This window comes from Burkholderia sp. Ax-1720 (genome assembly GCF_011753035.1).
Lineage (GTDB): Bacteria > Pseudomonadota > Gammaproteobacteria > Burkholderiales > Burkholderiaceae > Burkholderia > Burkholderia gladioli.
The window spans coordinates 1-14,807 of record NZ_VWWK01000170.1; the positions used below are offsets into that span (position 1 = coordinate 1).

At 67.1% G+C, this 14,807-nt stretch carries 14 protein-coding genes, 1 tRNA gene and 1 pseudogene; 8 read left to right on the plus strand and 8 right to left on the minus strand.

All coding sequences use genetic code 11. From position 1 onward, the window contains the following. Positions 1-68 precede the first annotated feature (68 nt). The 4 genes from F3J18_RS30090 to F3J18_RS30105 form a co-directional block, all read right to left on the minus strand. Positions 69-1,310, minus strand: coding sequence for an ATPase, T2SS/T4P/T4SS family (locus F3J18_RS30090; protein WP_025096842.1), 1,242 nt, complete (start codon positions 1,308-1,310; stop codon positions 69-71). Between the two features lie 153 nt (positions 1,311-1,463). Then, positions 1,464-2,759, minus strand: coding sequence for an HlyC/CorC family transporter (locus F3J18_RS30095; RefSeq protein ID WP_025096841.1), 1,296 nt, complete (start codon positions 2,757-2,759; stop codon positions 1,464-1,466). Positions 2,760-2,899: 140 nt separating this feature from the next. Then, positions 2,900-2,976: transfer RNA gene (locus F3J18_RS30100), tRNA-Pro, on the minus strand. A 30-nt stretch (positions 2,977-3,006) separates the two neighbouring features. Further along, a complete protein-coding gene (locus tag F3J18_RS30105; RefSeq protein ID WP_036038944.1) occupies positions 3,007-3,999 on the minus strand; it encodes a polyprenyl synthetase family protein in 993 nt (330 codons plus the stop codon). Positions 4,000-4,376: 377 nt separating this feature from the next. On the opposite strand from F3J18_RS30105, the gene rplU reads away from it, so the two are divergent. The 4 genes from rplU to proB all read left to right on the plus strand — a co-directional run bounded on the left by rplU (position 4,377) and on the right by proB (position 7,497). Then, positions 4,377-4,688 carry a 50S ribosomal protein L21 gene (rplU, locus tag F3J18_RS30110; RefSeq protein ID WP_004194344.1) on the plus strand — a complete coding sequence of 104 codons (312 nt, stop codon included), beginning with the start codon at positions 4,377-4,379 and terminating at the stop codon, positions 4,686-4,688. A gap of 27 nt (positions 4,689-4,715) precedes the next feature. Continuing rightward, on the plus strand, positions 4,716-4,979 hold the full coding sequence (gene rpmA / locus F3J18_RS30115) for a 50S ribosomal protein L27 (protein ID WP_013696571.1): 264 nt from the start codon (positions 4,716-4,718) through the stop codon (positions 4,977-4,979). Between the two features lie 184 nt (positions 4,980-5,163). Beyond that, positions 5,164-6,273: an Obg family GTPase CgtA gene (gene cgtA / locus F3J18_RS30120; protein WP_025096839.1), complete on the plus strand. Its 1,110-nt coding sequence runs from the start codon at positions 5,164-5,166 to the stop codon at positions 6,271-6,273. 105 nt (positions 6,274-6,378) lie between these two features. Then, entirely contained in the window at positions 6,379-7,497 is a 1,119-nt protein-coding gene (gene proB, locus F3J18_RS30125) for a glutamate 5-kinase (RefSeq protein WP_166915806.1), read from the plus strand. Positions 7,498-7,588: 91 nt separating this feature from the next. Here proB and F3J18_RS30130 read toward each other — a convergent pair whose 3' ends face one another. Together F3J18_RS30130 and F3J18_RS30135 are read right to left on the minus strand one after the other, a co-directional pair. Then, entirely contained in the window at positions 7,589-8,158 is a 570-nt protein-coding gene (locus F3J18_RS30130) for a CNP1-like family protein (RefSeq protein WP_025096837.1), read from the minus strand. Between the two features lie 79 nt (positions 8,159-8,237). Next, the gene (locus F3J18_RS30135; protein WP_013696575.1) at positions 8,238-8,873 is read right to left on the minus strand and encodes an RNA pyrophosphohydrolase; all 636 of its coding nucleotides are present in this window, start codon (positions 8,871-8,873) and stop codon (positions 8,238-8,240) included. A gap of 231 nt (positions 8,874-9,104) precedes the next feature. Here F3J18_RS30135 and F3J18_RS30145 point away from each other — a divergent pair, with 231 nt between their 5' ends. Next, entirely contained in the window at positions 9,105-10,841 is a 1,737-nt protein-coding gene (locus F3J18_RS30145; RefSeq protein WP_166915808.1) for a proline--tRNA ligase, read from the plus strand. 41 nt (positions 10,842-10,882) lie between these two features. Beyond that, on the plus strand, positions 10,883-11,482 hold the full coding sequence (locus F3J18_RS30150; RefSeq protein ID WP_013696577.1) for a MarC family protein: 600 nt from the start codon (positions 10,883-10,885) through the stop codon (positions 11,480-11,482). 94 nt (positions 11,483-11,576) lie between these two features. Here the strand turns inward: F3J18_RS30150 and F3J18_RS30155 are convergent, their stop codons facing one another. Together F3J18_RS30155 and ffh are read right to left on the minus strand one after the other, a co-directional pair. Next, positions 11,577-12,128 carry a hypoxanthine-guanine phosphoribosyltransferase gene (locus F3J18_RS30155; RefSeq protein WP_025096835.1) on the minus strand — a complete coding sequence of 184 codons (552 nt, stop codon included), beginning with the start codon at positions 12,126-12,128 and terminating at the stop codon, positions 11,577-11,579. Between the two features lie 142 nt (positions 12,129-12,270). Beyond that, positions 12,271-13,638, minus strand: a complete 1,368-nt coding sequence (gene ffh / locus F3J18_RS30160; protein WP_025096834.1) for a signal recognition particle protein — start codon at positions 13,636-13,638, stop codon at positions 12,271-12,273. Positions 13,639-13,725: 87 nt separating this feature from the next. On the opposite strand from ffh, the gene ccsA reads away from it, so the two are divergent. Then, positions 13,726-14,628 carry a cytochrome c biogenesis protein CcsA gene (ccsA, locus tag F3J18_RS30165; RefSeq protein ID WP_025096833.1) on the plus strand — a complete coding sequence of 301 codons (903 nt, stop codon included), beginning with the start codon at positions 13,726-13,728 and terminating at the stop codon, positions 14,626-14,628. A gap of 13 nt (positions 14,629-14,641) precedes the next feature. Continuing rightward, positions 14,642-14,807 (plus strand): annotated as a pseudogene (locus F3J18_RS38325) (deaminase); the annotation flags it as partial.

The following is a 14,807-nucleotide window of genomic DNA, read 5'->3' on the forward strand; positions in this document are numbered from 1 at the left end:
GCGCCGCTGCGTCCCGTCGCGTGTCGCGCCGGCCCAGCGAAAGCGCCGTTCCCGCGAGGCGGGCGTGCTCATCCGGCCTCGGCGACCGCGCAGGCCTCGTCGAGGCTGGTGCTGCCGTCGTGCACGCGAGCCAGGGCGGCCTCGCGCAGCGAGCGCATGCCGTCGGCCTGCGCCTGGCGCGTGAGCGCGAGGCTGCCCGCGCGGGCGACGATCCGCTCGCGCAGCGTGTCGGAAACCGCCATCACCTGATGCACGCCGATCCGGCCGCGATAGCCGATGCCATGACAGGCCTCGCAACCGGCCGCGACGAAGGGGCGCCAGCCGTCTTCGAGCCGGGCCGGATCGAGGCCGGCCGCGAGCAGGGCCGGGATCGACTCGCGCGAAGGCCGGCGGCATGCGACGCAGAGCCGGCGAACGAGGCGCTGGGCGGTGACGATCCTCAGCGCCGCGGCGATGTGATAGGGCGCCACGCCGATGTCGAGCAGTCGCGCGATCGCGCCCGGCGCGTCGTTGGTATGCAGCGTCGACAACACCAGGTGGCCGGTCTGCGCGGCCTTCAGCGCCACGTCGGCGGTTTCGGCGTCACGGATCTCGCCGACCATGATCACGTCCGGATCCTGGCGCAGGAAGGCGCGCAGCGCGACCGCGAAGCTCAGGCCGGCCTTGTCGCGCACATTGACCTGGTTCAGTCCATCGAGTTGCAGCTCGGCCGGATCCTCGATGGTGCAGAGATTGCGCGAGGCGAGATTGAGCCCCTGCAAACAGCAATAGAGCGTGACGGTCTTGCCGCTGCCGGTCGGCCCAGTCACCAGCACCAGCCCGTGCGGCGCGGCGACGGCTGCTTCGAGCGCGCCGGCCTGCCGCGCATCGAAGCCGAGCGAGGATAGCGACAGATCGGCCGGCAGCGTGTCGAGGCGGCGCAGCACCAGCTTCTCGCCGTGCAGCGTGGGCAGCGAGCTGACGCGGTAGTCGCCCGTCAGGCCCGGCGCGAGGGCGATGCGCAGGCGGCCATCCTGCGGCACGCGCCGCTCGGCGATGTCCAGGCGCGACAGCACCTTCAGGCGCGTGACCACGCCGTCGCGCAGGTGCGCGGGCGGCGCGGCGAACGGATGGAGCGCGCCGTCGATGCGCAATCGCACGCGCCAGCCGTGCTCGGCCGGTTCGATATGGATGTCGGAGGCGTCGCGCGCGGTGGCGGCCTTGAGGATCTCGTTGACCAGCGCGACCACCGGCGCGTCGCCGGCCGCGGCCGTGGATGCCGTGTCGGCGGCGAGGGAAGGAAGCGGCGCCAGGGGCAAGGGAGTGGACATCGGGGACCGGCCTCGCGGCCGCCTGCGAATCACGATGAAACGATCATCGCGCGGCCGGGCGGGACGCGGCAGTCGGCCGGATGGCCAGTGCGCGGTGGCGCGGCCGTCGGCGAGAGAGCCCGGCGCCGCTGCTCACGGCGGCGCGGGCCGGCTTCAGCGCAGCAGGGCGCGCGCGCCGCGCGTGGTGCGCGGCTTGAACAGCTTGACGGTGCGCACGGCCTGGTCGTCGCTGCGCATCACCTCGAGCATCACGTCGCCGATCTTCATGCAGACGTCGCCGTCGGGAATCTCCTCGAGGATCTCGAGGATCAGCCCGTTGAGCGTCTTCGGCCCCTTGGTCGGCAAGCTCAGGTGCAGCCAGCGGTTCAGCTCGCGCAGCGGGATGCTGCCGGCGACGATGCATTCGCCGCTGGCGTTCCAGCCGCCGCGCGAGCTACCGCCGTTCGGCGTGGAGGTGGTGAACTCGCCGATCAGCTCCTCGATGATGTCCTCGGGCGTGAGCAGCCCTTCCAGTTCGCCGTATTCGTTGACTACCAGCGCGGTGCGCTGTCGGCTTTCCTGGAAATACTGGAGCTGCTGGAACACCGGCGTGCCCGAGGGCACGTAATAAGGCTCGGCCAGCAGGCCGCGCAGCGTGTCGCGGTCGAGTTCCTGGTTGTGCAGCGCGGTCAGCGTCTTGCGCACGTGCAGCACGCCGAGCACCTGGTCGATATCGCCCTGGTAGACGATCAGCCGGTTGTGGTAGCAGGTCTCCAGCTGGTGGAGGATGTCGTCGAGCGGGGCGTCGAAGTTCAGCGACTCGATCTGGCGGCGCGGAATCATCACGTCGTCGACGGTGATGTTCTCGAGGTCGAACAGGTTCAGCAGGATGCTGCGGTGCTTGGTCGGCATGAAGCTGCCGGATTCGAGCACGATCGAGCGCAGCTCCTCGGGCGAGAAGCGCTGGTCGCGATCGCCCTGGGTATTGATGCGCAGCATGCGCAAGATGCCGTTGGCGAGCTGGTTGACGAACCAGATCACCGGTTTCATGACGCGCATCAGCGGCGCGATCACCAGGCTGGCCGGCAGCGCGATGCGCTCGGGATAGGTCGCGCCGACGATCTTCGGTGTGATTTCCGCGAACACGATGATCAGGAAGGCGACGATGCCGGTCGCGATCGACAGCACCAGGTTGTCGTGGCCGAAGGTGCGCAGCGCGATCGAGGTGGTCAGCACCGGGATGATGGTGTTGAACAGGTTGTTGCCGATCAGGATCACGCTGAGCAGCGTGTCGGTGCGCGACAGCAGGCGCTGGGTGGTCTTCGCGCCGAGCGCGTTCTGGCCGGCGAGCAGTTTCAGCCGATGGCGGTTGAGCGCCATCATGGCCGTTTCAGAGATCGAGAAGAAGCTGGAGCAGAGGAGCAGGACAAAGACGGCGCAGATTTGCGCCCATAAGGGAATGTGGTCCACTCGGATCGGGGTCGGTCAGGGTCAGGAATGGGAATGACTATAGCAGAGGGGCGGGTGCCGCTCGTGACGGGCCGGCTGCCGTGCTTCGCCGGCGACAGGCGAAAAAAAACCGCGCAGTGACTGCGCGGTTTTTGCAATTCTGGTCGGGGTGAGAGGATTCGAACCTCCGGCCTCTACGTCCCGAACGTAGCGCTCTACCAGGCTAAGCTACACCCCGAATTGGACTCTTCTGCCACTTCCGTCTCTTTCAAGACTTTCGTGTCGTCGAGTAAGAACATAATTCTAGCAGCGAGTTTTTGAAAATGGAAGAGGGAAACGAAAAAATTGCATCGGCCGCGGCCTGGGCTTCCTGACGCGCGCATTCCAGCGTGTGGTCGAGCGCCCCCGAACGCGTGATCGCCTCGAAGATCGTCTCGAAGCGATCGGTGCCGCCCTGCTCGATGGCCTCGCGCGCCAGCGCCTGCTGCTCGGGCGTGCCGTGCTCAAGCAGGTGGATCAGCGGCAGCGTCGGCTTGCCTTCGCGCAGGTCGTCGCCGGCGTTCTTGCCCATCGATTCGGCGGTGCCCGCGTAGTCGAGCCAATCGTCCATGATCTGGAAGGCGGTGCCGATGCGGCGGCCGTATTCGGCGGCGGCGGCCTCGGTGCTCGCGTCCGCGCCGGCCAGCACGGCGCCCAGCCGCGCCGAGGCCTCGAACAGCTTGGCCGTCTTGTAGCGGATCACCTGCATGTAGCGCGATTCGTCGACGTCGGCGTCATGCATGTTGAGCAGTTGCAGCACCTCGCCCTCGGAGATGATGGTGGTCGCCTCCGAGAGGATCTCCATCACGCGCATCTTGCCGACACCGACCATCATCTCGAACGAGCGCGAGTAGAGATAGTCGCCGACCAGCACGCTGGCGGCGTTGCCGAACAGCGCGTTGGCGGTCTTGCGGCCGCGCCGCAGTTCCGATTCGTCGACCACGTCGTCGTGCAGCAGCGTCGCGGTATGGATGAACTCGACGACGGCGGCCAGCGTGTGGCGATGGCTCGAGCCGTCGCCCAGCGCGCCCGCGACGAGCAGCAGCAGGGCAGGCCGCAGCCGCTTGCCGCCCGCGCCGATGATGTATTCCGCGATCTGGTTGATCAGCAGCACGTCGGACGACAGGCTGTGCCGAATCACGCGGTTGACCTGCTCCATATCGTCGACGATCGGGGCCAGCAGTTGGGCAGCGCTCAGGGAAGGGGAGGCAGTGGACGACATGATCATGGAATTGGGTAGTGCGCCGGATTATAAGGCGATTCGGCGCCGCGCCGGGCCGGCGCCTGCCGGATGGCCGGTTTTGCGCGCCGATGTGTGGTGCGATCGCGGCGCGCGGGGCGCGCGTCGGCGACACCCGGCGAGACCGCGCCGCAGCGGGTGACACCAGCCCCGGCGCCTTGCTCGGCGGGCCGCGAGGGGCCGCTGCCGGCTACCGGGCTGCATCGAAGCGAGGACACGCCCGGGCTGCGAATCCACCGCCGGAAACGGTCCCACGAGTCGTATCGACGATAGGTTTTGACCTGACTGCTAACTCTCTGTATAATCACGCGTTTTCCGTGCGCGGTGCATGGAAAAACAGATCCAGAGTGAGGTTCTCAATGTACGCGGTCATAAAAACCGGTGGCAAGCAGTACAAGGTTGCCGTCGGCGAAAAACTCAAAGTAGAACAGATACCGGCAGACATTGACGCAGAAATCACGCTCGACCAGGTTCTCGCGGTAGGCGAAGGCGAATCGATTCAGTTCGGTACGCCGCTGGTCAGTGGGGCTTCCGTCAAGGCTACCGTTGTCTCCCACGGTCGTCATGCCAAGGTCACCATCTTCAAGATGCGTCGCCGGAAGCACTACCAAAAGCACGGCGGCCACCGCCAGAACTACACCGAACTGCGCATCGACGCGATCAACGCGTAAGCGCCAAGACGGTAAAGGAGCTATCAAATGGCACACAAAAAGGCAGGCGGGTCTTCCCGCAACGGCCGCGACTCCGAATCGAAGCGCCTCGGCGTGAAGGTTTACGGCGGCCAGGCAATCAATGCCGGTGGCATCATCGTCCGTCAGCGCGGCACGCGCATGCACCCGGGCGAAAACGTCGGCATCGGCAAGGACCACACGCTGTTCGCGCTGGTCGATGGTCACGTGAAGTTCGCGACCAAGGGCGCAGCCCGCAAGCACACGGTTATCGTCGTTCCGGCCGCTGCGTAAGTTTTCGCCGGTTCGGGCTTCATAGCCTCAAAGGCCCCGCGGAACACGCGGGGCCTTTTTCATTTGCGCGATGGCGCGCGCGGCCTGGCCGGCCCGGTCCGGCTCGACCTGGCCCCCGGGGCGGATTGGTCAAGCGCGGCGGCACGCGGCACAATATTGGTTCAAATTCTGGGCGGAGCAACGGATGAAGTTCATTGACGAAGCGCGAATCGAAGTCATCGCCGGGAACGGAGGTGATGGCAGCGCGTCGATGCGCCGCGAGAAGTTCGTTCCGTTCGGCGGGCCGGACGGCGGCGACGGCGGCCGCGGCGGCAGCGTCTATGCGGTCGCCGATCGCAACATCAACACGCTGATCGACTACCGGTTCGCGAAGAAACACCTGGCGCGCAACGGCGAGAACGGGCGCGGCTCGGATTGCTACGGCAAGGGCGGCGACGACATCACGCTGCGCATGCCGGTCGGCACCGTGATCACCGACATGGATACCGGCGAGCTGATCGCCGACCTGACCGAGCACGAGCAGAAGGTGCTGGTGGCCGAAGGCGGCGCGGGCGGCCTCGGCAACCTGCACTTCAAGTCGAGCACCAATCGCGCGCCGCGGCAGAAGACCGACGGCAAGCCCGGCGAGCGCCGCATGGTGAAGCTCGAGCTGAAGGTGCTGGCCGACGTCGGCCTGCTCGGCATGCCCAACGCGGGCAAGTCGACCTTCATTTCCTCGGTGTCCAACGCCAAGCCGAAGATCGCCGACTACCCGTTCACCACGCTCGCGCCGAACCTCGGCGTGGTACGTGTGGGCCCGAGCAAGAGCTTCGTGATCGCCGACATCCCGGGGCTGATCGAGGGCGCCGCCGAAGGCGCGGGCCTCGGCCACCAGTTCCTGCGCCACCTCCAGCGCACCGGCGTGCTGCTGCACCTGGTCGACCTCGCGCCCTTCGACGAGAACGTCGATCCGGTCGCCGAGGCGACGGCCATCGTCGGCGAGCTGCGCAAGTACGACGAATCGCTCTACGAGAAGCCGCGCTGGCTGGTGCTGAACAAGCTCGACATGGTGCCCGAGGACGAGCGCGCCGAGCGCGTCGCCGATTTCATCCGCCGCTTCGGCTGGGATGGCCCGGTGTTCGAGATCTCGGCGCTGACCGGGCAGGGCTGCGATAACCTCGTCTACGCCGTCTACGACTATCTCACCGAGCATTCGGATGCGCATCGCGCCTCCGAGGCCGAGGACCTGGCCGCCGACGTGCGTTTTCGCGAGACGCCGGGCGGCGCTGCGCCGTCGAAGTCCGAGGCGGACTGAAGGCCGCCGGCGGCGCATGCCGCCGCCGTGCCCGGCTCGGGCGGCGGGCTCGCGCCCGTCGCATCCCGATTTGGATTGCGCTTCACTGACAGGAGTTAGCGCACGATGCGTTCGATCATCGCCGATTCGAAGCGATTGGTTGTGAAGGTGGGTTCCAGCCTCGTCACCAACGACGGGCGCGGGCTCGATCATGCGGCGATCGGCCGTTGGGCGGCGCAGATCGCGGCCGTGCGCGAGGCCGGCAAGGAGGTCGTGCTGGTCAGCTCGGGCGCGATCGCCGAGGGCATGCAGCGGCTCGGCTGGAGCAAGCGGCCACGCGAGATCGACGAGTTGCAGGCCGCCGCCGCGGTCGGCCAGATGGGGCTCGCGCAGGTCTACGAGAGCCGCTTCGCCGAGCACGGCATCCGTACCGCGCAGATCTTGCTGACCCACGCCGACCTGGCCGACCGCGAACGCTATCTCAACGCGCGCTCGACCCTGCTGACGCTGCTGCGCCTGGGCGTGGTGCCGATCATCAACGAGAACGACACGGTGGTCACCGACGAAATCAAGTTCGGCGACAACGACACGCTCGGCGCGCTGGTCGCGAACCTGATCGAGGGCGATGCGCTGGTGATCCTGACCGACCAGTCGGGCCTGTTCACCGCCGATCCGCGCAAGGACCCGGCCGCCACCCTGGTGCAGGAAGCCGATGCGGGCGCGCCCGAGCTCGAGGCGATGGCCGGCGGCGCCGGCTCGAGCCTGGGCCGGGGCGGCATGCTGACCAAGATCCTGGCCGCCAAGCGTGCCGCGCACAGCGGCGCCAATACGGTGATCGCGAGCGGCCGCGAGACCGAGGTGCTGGTGCGGCTGGCCGCCGGCGAGGCGATCGGCACCCAGCTGATCGCGCGCACCGCGCGCATGGCCGCGCGCAAGCAATGGATGGCCGACCACCTGCAGGTGCGCGGCCACGTGGTGATCGACGCCGGCGCGGTCGAGAAGCTGACGGCCGGCGGCAAGAGCCTGCTGCCGATCGGCATCGTCGCGGTGCAGGGCGTGTTCGCGCGCGGCGAGGTGATCGCCTGCGTCAACGATGCCGGTCGCGAGATCGCGCGCGGCCTGACGAACTACAGCAGCGCCGAAACCAAGCTGATCCAGCGCAAGCCTAGCGGTGAGATCGAGACGGTGCTCGGCTACATGCTCGAGCCCGAGCTGATCCATCGCGACAATCTAGTCCTGGTCTGAGGCAGCTCGCGCCCCAGTAAAAAAGCCCGCGCGGGATATCCCGCGCGGGCTTTTTCATTGAGCAAGCGGTAGTCGCTCGATCGGCGGTGTCTCAGCGCACCTGCTGGTTCAGGATGGTGCGATGGGCGCGCAGGTTGTCGATGATGGTGCTGGTCTTGGCGGCCGGCATCTTGTTCGAGCAGAAGTAATCCTGGTAGAGCGCGGCGCGATAGGCATTCAGGTTGCCGTTCTCGATGCGCTGCCAGTCGGTCTCGACGGTGCGGTCCCAGCCGTTGTGGTCGGCGTCCAGCGCCGCGTACTGGCGCCATTCGTAGGTGTCGCAGCGGATTCCTTCGTAGATCACGTTGCGCGCGCCGGCCGGGCTGGTGATCACCGAGGTGTAGCGGACGATGCCGTCGGTGCCCACGCTCAGCGAGCTGGCATCGACGAAGAACTTCAGCGGCGTGTTCTGGGAGACCTCGAAGGGCAGCAGGTTGGACGGCTGCGGCAGGGGCGGGAGCGTATCGACCGTGTTTTCCTTCCAGCTGGGCTGGCGGTCGAGCAGGTAGACGAACGCGCTGTCGTCCTTGTTGGACGGCTCGCTCGATGTCTTGGAATGGGCGCAGCCGGCCAGCACGGCAACCGCGGCGAGCGACGCCGCGGCGAAAGCGAACGATTTCAAATTGCACACCTCGAAAAAAGGGCGCGGCAAACGCTGCCGCGCCCGGACATGCCTCGATTCCTACCCCGGTCGGCCGGGATCAGTCGCGCAGCAGGAAACCGCCCGGCGTCTCGTCGAGCGCGCTGGCGCCCGGCTCGACTTCGGAACAGACCTGCGAAGCGTCGAACGGCTGGGAGCCGATCACGCGAGGATAGCGCGTCGCCCGCAGGGCGCGCACCTTGTTGCTGTCGGGCCGCTGCGCCGGCCGGCGCAGGAAGCGCGACAGTTCCGTCAACGCCAACTGATACACATCCCGCTTGAACTCGATCACCGCGTCGAGCGGCACCCAGTACTCGTTCCAGCGCCAGGCGTCGAACTCCGGATGGTCGGTGGCACGCAGACAAATGTCGCAGTCGCGTCCGACCATCCGCAGCAGAAACCAGATCTGCTTCTGTCCGCGATAATGCCCGCGGACCTCGCGCTTGATGAACTTGTCAGGCACCTCGTAACGCAACCAGTCGCGCGTGCGACCGATGATCTTGACGTGCTCGGGGAGCAGGCCGGTTTCCTCATGCAGTTCCCGGAACATCGCCTGCATCGGGGTCTCACCATACTTGATGCCCCCTTGCGGAAATTGCCAGGAATGCTCACGAAGCCGTTTGCCCCAAAACACCTCATTGTGCGCGTTCAGCAGGATGATGCCGACGTTCGGGCGAAAGCCTTCACGATCCAGCATACAACCACCTTCGAATCCTTTAAAATTGCTTTGATTATAAACAGATAACGGGCGCCGCGCACCGCAACGGACCGAATCTCGGCGAGCTGCGTCAGCTACACTGTCCCTGATTAGTCTGCTAAGTCATCTGTGCCGCAAGCGCCTGCTGGTCGCTCGTCGCGCATGATCATCCACCCCATTTCGCCTTTTTCTGGCGGCCCGGATTGGGCCGTCGTTTCTGGAACTGTCCGCATGAAAGCCTCCCGTTTCTTTATCGGCACCCTGAAGGAAGCTCCCGCCGACGCCGAGATCGTCAGCCACAAGCTGATGGTGCGCGCCGGCATGATTCGCCGCGTCGCCGGCGGCATCTACAACTATCTGCCGGTCGGCCTGCGCTCGATCCGCAAGGTCGAGGCGATCGTGCGCGAGGAGATGAACCGGGCAGGCGCGATCGAACTGCTGATGCCGGCGGTGCAGCCGGCCGAGCTCTGGCAGGAATCGGGGCGCTGGGAGCAATACGGCCCCGAGCTGCTGCGCATCAAGGACCGCAAGGACAACGACTTCGTGATCGGGCCGACGCACGAGGAAGTGATCACCGACATCGCGCGCAACCAGATCAAGAGCTACCGGCAGATGCCGGTGAACTTCTACCAGATCCAGACCAAGTTCCGCGACGAGATCCGTCCGCGCTTCGGCGTGATGCGCGGGCGCGAATTCATCATGAAGGACGCCTATTCCTTCGACAAGGACCAGGCCGGCCTCAAGGAGTCGTATCGCAAGATGTACGACGCCTATGTGCGCGTGTTCACGCGCATCGGCCTGGAGTTCCGCGCGGTAGCGGCCGACAACGGCTCGATCGGCGGCAGCGGCTCGCATGAATTCCACGTGATCGCCGACACCGGCGAGGACGCGATCGCCTACTGCCCGAGCTCGGAGTTCGCCGCCAACGTCGAGGCCGCCGAGGCGCTGCCGCTGATCGCCAGCCGCGCGGCGCCGGCCGAGGCGATGGCCAAGGTTGCCACGCCCGGCAAGGCCAAGTGCGAGGCGGTCGCGGAACTGCTCGACATCCCCCTGGCACGCACCATCAAGTCGATCATCGTCGCCACCGAGAACGAGGGCGCCGAGCCCACCATCTGGCTGCTGATGCTGCGCGGCGACCACGATCTCAACGAGATCAAGGCCTCCAGGCTGCCGGGCCTGGCCGGCCACCGGATGGCGACCGAAGCCGAGATCGTCGAATGGTTCGGCACGCCGCCGGGCTACCTGGGTCCGATCGGTACCCGGAAGCCGGTCAAGGTGATCGCCGATCGCACGGTCGCCAACATGAGCGATTTCGTGGTCGGTGCCAACGAGGTCGATTACCACATCGCCGGCGTGAATTGGGGCCGCGACCTGCCGGAACCGGAAGTCGCCGACCTGCGCAACGTGCAGAAGGGCGATCCCTCGCCGGACGGCAAGGGCGTGCTCGACATCTGCCGCGGCATCGAGGTCGGCCACGTGTTCCAGCTCGGCACCAAGTATTCGAAGGCGATGGGCTCGACCTTCCTCGACGAGGGCGGCAAGCCCCAGCCGATGGAGATGGGCTGCTACGGGATCGGCATCACGCGGATCCTCGGCGCCGCGATCGAACAGAACTTCGACGACAAGGGCATCATCTGGCCCGAATCGATCGCCCCGTTCGAGGTGGTGCTCTGTCCGATGGGCTATGACCGCAGCGAGGCGGTGCGCAATGCCGCCGACCAGCTCCACGCGGACCTGCTCGCGGCCGGCATCGACGTGATCCTCGACGATCGCGGCGAGCGCCCGGGCGTGATGTTCGCCGACTGGGAACTGATCGGCGTGCCGCATCGCCTGGTGATCGGCGAGCGCGGCCTGAAGGATGGCAAGATCGAGTACCAGGGCCGCCGCGATACCGAAGCCAGCCTGTTGCCGGCCGAAGGCGCCGCCCTGACCGTCATCGAGAAGGTCCGCGAGGCGCTCGCGCGCTGAGGCGGCGCCCGCGCCGTCGCGGCGCGCAGCCGGAGTCAAACATGGAATACAACTTCGTGTCCGCGACGGTGCTGCTGATCCTGATCACGGATCCGCTCGGCAATATCCCGCTGTTCATCGCCGCGCTGCGTCATGTGCCGGGGCCGCGCCGCGTGCGCGTGATCCTGCGCGAGATCGCGATCGCCTTCACCATCCTGCTGCTGTTCATGGTGGTCGGCGACCGCTTCCTGCGGATGATGAGTTTGACCGACCTGTCCCTGCGCATCGGCGGCGGGATCGTGCTGTTCCTGATCGCGCTGCGGATGATCTTCCCGCACCCGGACGGCGCCTTCGGCAATGATCCGCGCGGCGCCGAGCCCTTCATCGTGCCGCTCGCGATTCCCGCCCTGGCCGGCCCCTCGGCGCTGGCCACCGTGATGCTGCTGACCTCGCAGGCGCCCGGCAAGACCATGGAGTGGGTCGGCGCGCTGACGGTGACGATGCTGGTCTGCGCGATCGTGCTGGTGCTGGCCGAGCGCATCCAGCGCTGGCTCGGCGAGCGCACCGTGATGGCCTTCGAGCGGCTGATGGGGCTGGTGCTGGTGGCGATCTCGGTGGAGATGATCCTGGCCGGCATCCGCGCCTTCGTGCACCAGCTGTAGATCGCACCCGAGGCGGGTTGCGCCTGGAATGAAAAACGGCTCGCGTGAAAACGCGAGCCGTTTCGTTTTGCGGCGCGAGGCGCCTGCGCGCCGCTCAGAACTGGGCGGTCAGCGCGCGGATCGTCGGCAGGTTGCGCCAGTAGCCCTTGGCGTCCATCCCGCAGCCGAACACGTAGCGATCCGGCACCGAGAAACCGCAGAAATCGGGATGCAGCGGCTTGGCCTTGGCCAGCGTCTTCTCGCAGAGCACGGCCGACAGGAAGCGCTTGGCGCCCATGTCGAGGATCCGGTCGCGGATCGCTGCCATGGTCTCGCCCTCGTCGAGGATGTCGTCGAGCACGATCACGATGCGGTCCTTCACCGATTCGCGCGGCGCCACGCGCCAGTGCATCTCGGGGCTGCCCTGGGTGGTGTTGCGATAGCGCGTCAGGTGGATGTAGTCGAACTCGAGCGGGAAGTCGAGATGGGGCAGCAGCATGCCCGTGAACACGGCCGCGCCGCCCATCACCGACAGCACGAGCGGGAACGCGTCGCCGATCTCGGCGCGGATCGCCGAAGCCATCCGGGCGATCGACGCGTTGACCTCGTCGGCGGAGACGATCTGTTCGGAGTGTTGGAATATCTGGAGAGCTTCTTCGCGGTTCATGTGTTCTGAGGTGCGATCGGAAAAATCGGAAACGGCCCGGCGGGGTCGCATGCGGGCCGTCCGGGGCGGCCCGCGCTCGGGCCGGCGGGCGATGCGCTAATAGGATATACCGCGCATCGCGCCGCGTGGGGGCGGGAAAGTATCAGCGCAGGCCCGGCATCATGCCCTTCAGGCCGCGCATCATCTTCTGCATGTTGCCGCCCTTGAGCTTCTTCATCATGGTGCGCATCTGGTCGTACTGGTTCAGCATCCGGTTGACCTCCTGCACCGGCACGCCGGCGCCGGCGGCGATGCGGCGCTTGCGGGTGGCCTTGATCAGCTCGGGCTTGGCGCGCTCGGCCGGCGTCATCGAGTTGATGATGCCCTCCATGCGGCGGATCTGCTTCTCGGCCTGGCCCATGTTGGCGCCGGCCGCGGCCTGCTGGAACTGCGCCGGCAGCTTGTCCATCAGCGAGGACAGCCCGCCCATGTTCTTCATCTGGGAGATCTGCGCGCGGAAATCGTTGAGGTCGAAGTCGCCGCCCTTCTTGACCTTGTCGGCGAGCTTCTGCGCGGCCTTCATGTCGACGCCGCGCTGCGCCTCCTCGACCAGGGCGAGGATGTCGCCCATGCCGAGGATCCGGTTCGCCATCCGGTCCGGGTGGAACACCTCGAGGCCGTCGAGCTTCTCGGCCACGCCGACGAACTTGATCGGCTTGCCGGTGATGTGGCGCACCGACAGCGCCGCGCCGCCGCGCGAATCGCCGTCGAGCTTGGTGAGCACCACGCCGGTGAGCGGCAGGGCGTCGTTGAAGGCCTTGGCGGTGTTGACGGCATCCTGGCCCAGCATCGCGTCGACCACGAACAGCGTCTCGGCCGGGTTGATCGCCGCGTGCAGCTCGGCGATCTCCTTCATCATCGCCTCGTCGATACCGAGGCGGCCGGCCGTGTCGACGATCAGCACGTCGTGGTAGTGGCGCTTGGCCCAGTCGAGCGCGGCGCGCGCGATCTCGACCGGTTTCTGGTCCGGGGTGGAGGCGAAGAAGTCGGCGCCGACCTGTTCGCTCACCGTTTTGAGCTGGGCGATCGCGGCGGGACGGTAGACGTCGCAGGACACCGTCAGCACCTTCTTCTTCTGCTTGTCGCGCAGCAGCTTGGCGAGCTTGCCGACCGTGGTGGTCTTGCCCGCGCCCTGCAGGCCCGCCATCAGGATGACGGCCGGCGGCGTGACGGCCAGGTTCAGCTCGGCGGCCTTGCCCTCGTAGTCGCCGCCGATCACGGCGGTCAGTTCCTTCTGCACCACGGCGACCAGCGCCTGGCCCGGCGACAGGCTGCTGAGCACCTCCTCGCCGAGCGCCTTCTCCTTGACCTTGGCGATGAATTCGCGGACCACGGGCAGCGCGACGTCGGCCTCGAGCAGCGCGAGCCGGACCTCGCGCAGCATTTCCTGCGTGTTCGCCTCGGTGAGACGGGCTTCGCCGCGCAGCGTCTTGACGACGTGCGCCATCCGTTGGGTGAGATTGTCGAGCATGGGGAGCGATGGACAGTGGGGCCCGAAGGCGCGCGTCGGCTATATTGACAGCCGTCGCAGGCGAGGGGGCTAGTGTAAACTTCGAACATGGATATTGTACTGTATGCCCTCACCGCGCTCCTGTACGGCGGCCTGTCCGTCGCGGGATGGCGGGCGCACCGTTCCGGCCTGGCGCAGCCGCTGGTCGCGAGCGTGCCGGCCGTGCCGCGCGAGACGCGTCCGTCCGCTGCGTCCGGGGTGAGCGGAACCGGCCGCGCGCTGCTGTTCGCGGCCCTGGTCTCGCACGGCGTGCTGCTGCACGCCACCATCTTCCCGCACGACGCGATGCTGTTCGGCTTCGCATTCGCGCTCTCGGCGATGTTCTGGCTCGGCGCCGGCATCTACTGGATCGAGAGCTTCTTCTTCCCGCTCGACAGCCTGCGCCTGCTGGTGCTGCCGCTGGCCTGCGTGGCCTCGCTGCTGCCGCTCGGCTTCGGCGGCGTGCGCGTGCTGCCCTATGCGGCCGCGCCATTGTTCAAGATGCACTTCCTGATCGCCAACATCGCCTATGGATTGTTCGCGATCGCGGCCCTGCACGCGGTGCTGATGCTGATGGTGGAGCGTCGCCTGCACGCGCTGCGCCAGGGCAGCCGGATCGAGTCGGCGGGTTTCCTGGCCGGCTGGCTGGAGACGCTGCCGCCGCTGCTCACGCTCGAGAAGCTGCTGTTCCGCCTGATCGGCGCCGGCTTCGTCCTGCTCACGCTGACGCTCGCCTCGGGCATCCTGTTCAGCGAGCAGGTCGACGCGCGCGCGCTGCGCTTCGACCACAAGACGGTGTTCGCGATCCTCTCGTGGTTCATGTTCGGCGGTATCCTCGTCGCGCGCCGGCTGTCCGGCTGGCGCGGACGCGGTGCCGCGCGCTGGGTGCTCGTCTCGTTCGGCGCGCTGTTGCTTGCCTATGTCGGCAGCCGCTTCGTGCTCGAGGTGCTGCTGCACCGTTCCGTGGTCTGATGGCCTGATTCCGATGCGTAACCTTCTTCTGCTGATCCTCCTGTTCTTCGCCGGTTCCTGGCTCGCGCGCAAGCTGCGCCAGGCGCAGGAGCGCACCGCGCGCGACGGCGCCGCCGCCGGCTCCTCGGCACGCGGTGCCGGCGGGCCAGGCTTCGGTGGCGGCGCGCAACCCGCGGCTG

Coding starts and splice junctions, on each gene's coding strand:
- F3J18_RS30145 (WP_166915808.1), top strand. CDS start 9,105: ATGAAAGCCTCCCGTTTCTTTATCGGCACCCTGAAGGAAGCTCCCGCC.
- cgtA (WP_025096839.1), top strand. CDS start 5,164: ATGAAGTTCATTGACGAAGCGCGAATCGAAGTCATCGCCGGGAACGGA.
- proB (WP_166915806.1), top strand. CDS start 6,379: ATGCGTTCGATCATCGCCGATTCGAAGCGATTGGTTGTGAAGGTGGGT.
- F3J18_RS30090 (WP_025096842.1), bottom strand. CDS start 1,310: ATGTCCACTCCCTTGCCCCTGGCGCCGCTTCCTTCCCTCGCCGCCGAC.
- rplU (WP_004194344.1), top strand. CDS start 4,377: ATGTACGCGGTCATAAAAACCGGTGGCAAGCAGTACAAGGTTGCCGTC.
- rpmA (WP_013696571.1), top strand. CDS start 4,716: ATGGCACACAAAAAGGCAGGCGGGTCTTCCCGCAACGGCCGCGACTCC.
- F3J18_RS30135 (WP_013696575.1), bottom strand. CDS start 8,873: ATGCTGGATCGTGAAGGCTTTCGCCCGAACGTCGGCATCATCCTGCTG.
- ccsA (WP_025096833.1), top strand. CDS start 13,726: ATGGATATTGTACTGTATGCCCTCACCGCGCTCCTGTACGGCGGCCTG.
- ffh (WP_025096834.1), bottom strand. CDS start 13,638: ATGCTCGACAATCTCACCCAACGGATGGCGCACGTCGTCAAGACGCTG.
- F3J18_RS30150 (WP_013696577.1), top strand. CDS start 10,883: ATGGAATACAACTTCGTGTCCGCGACGGTGCTGCTGATCCTGATCACG.
- F3J18_RS30155 (WP_025096835.1), bottom strand. CDS start 12,128: ATGAACCGCGAAGAAGCTCTCCAGATATTCCAACACTCCGAACAGATC.
- F3J18_RS30105 (WP_036038944.1), bottom strand. CDS start 3,999: ATGTCGTCCACTGCCTCCCCTTCCCTGAGCGCTGCCCAACTGCTGGCC.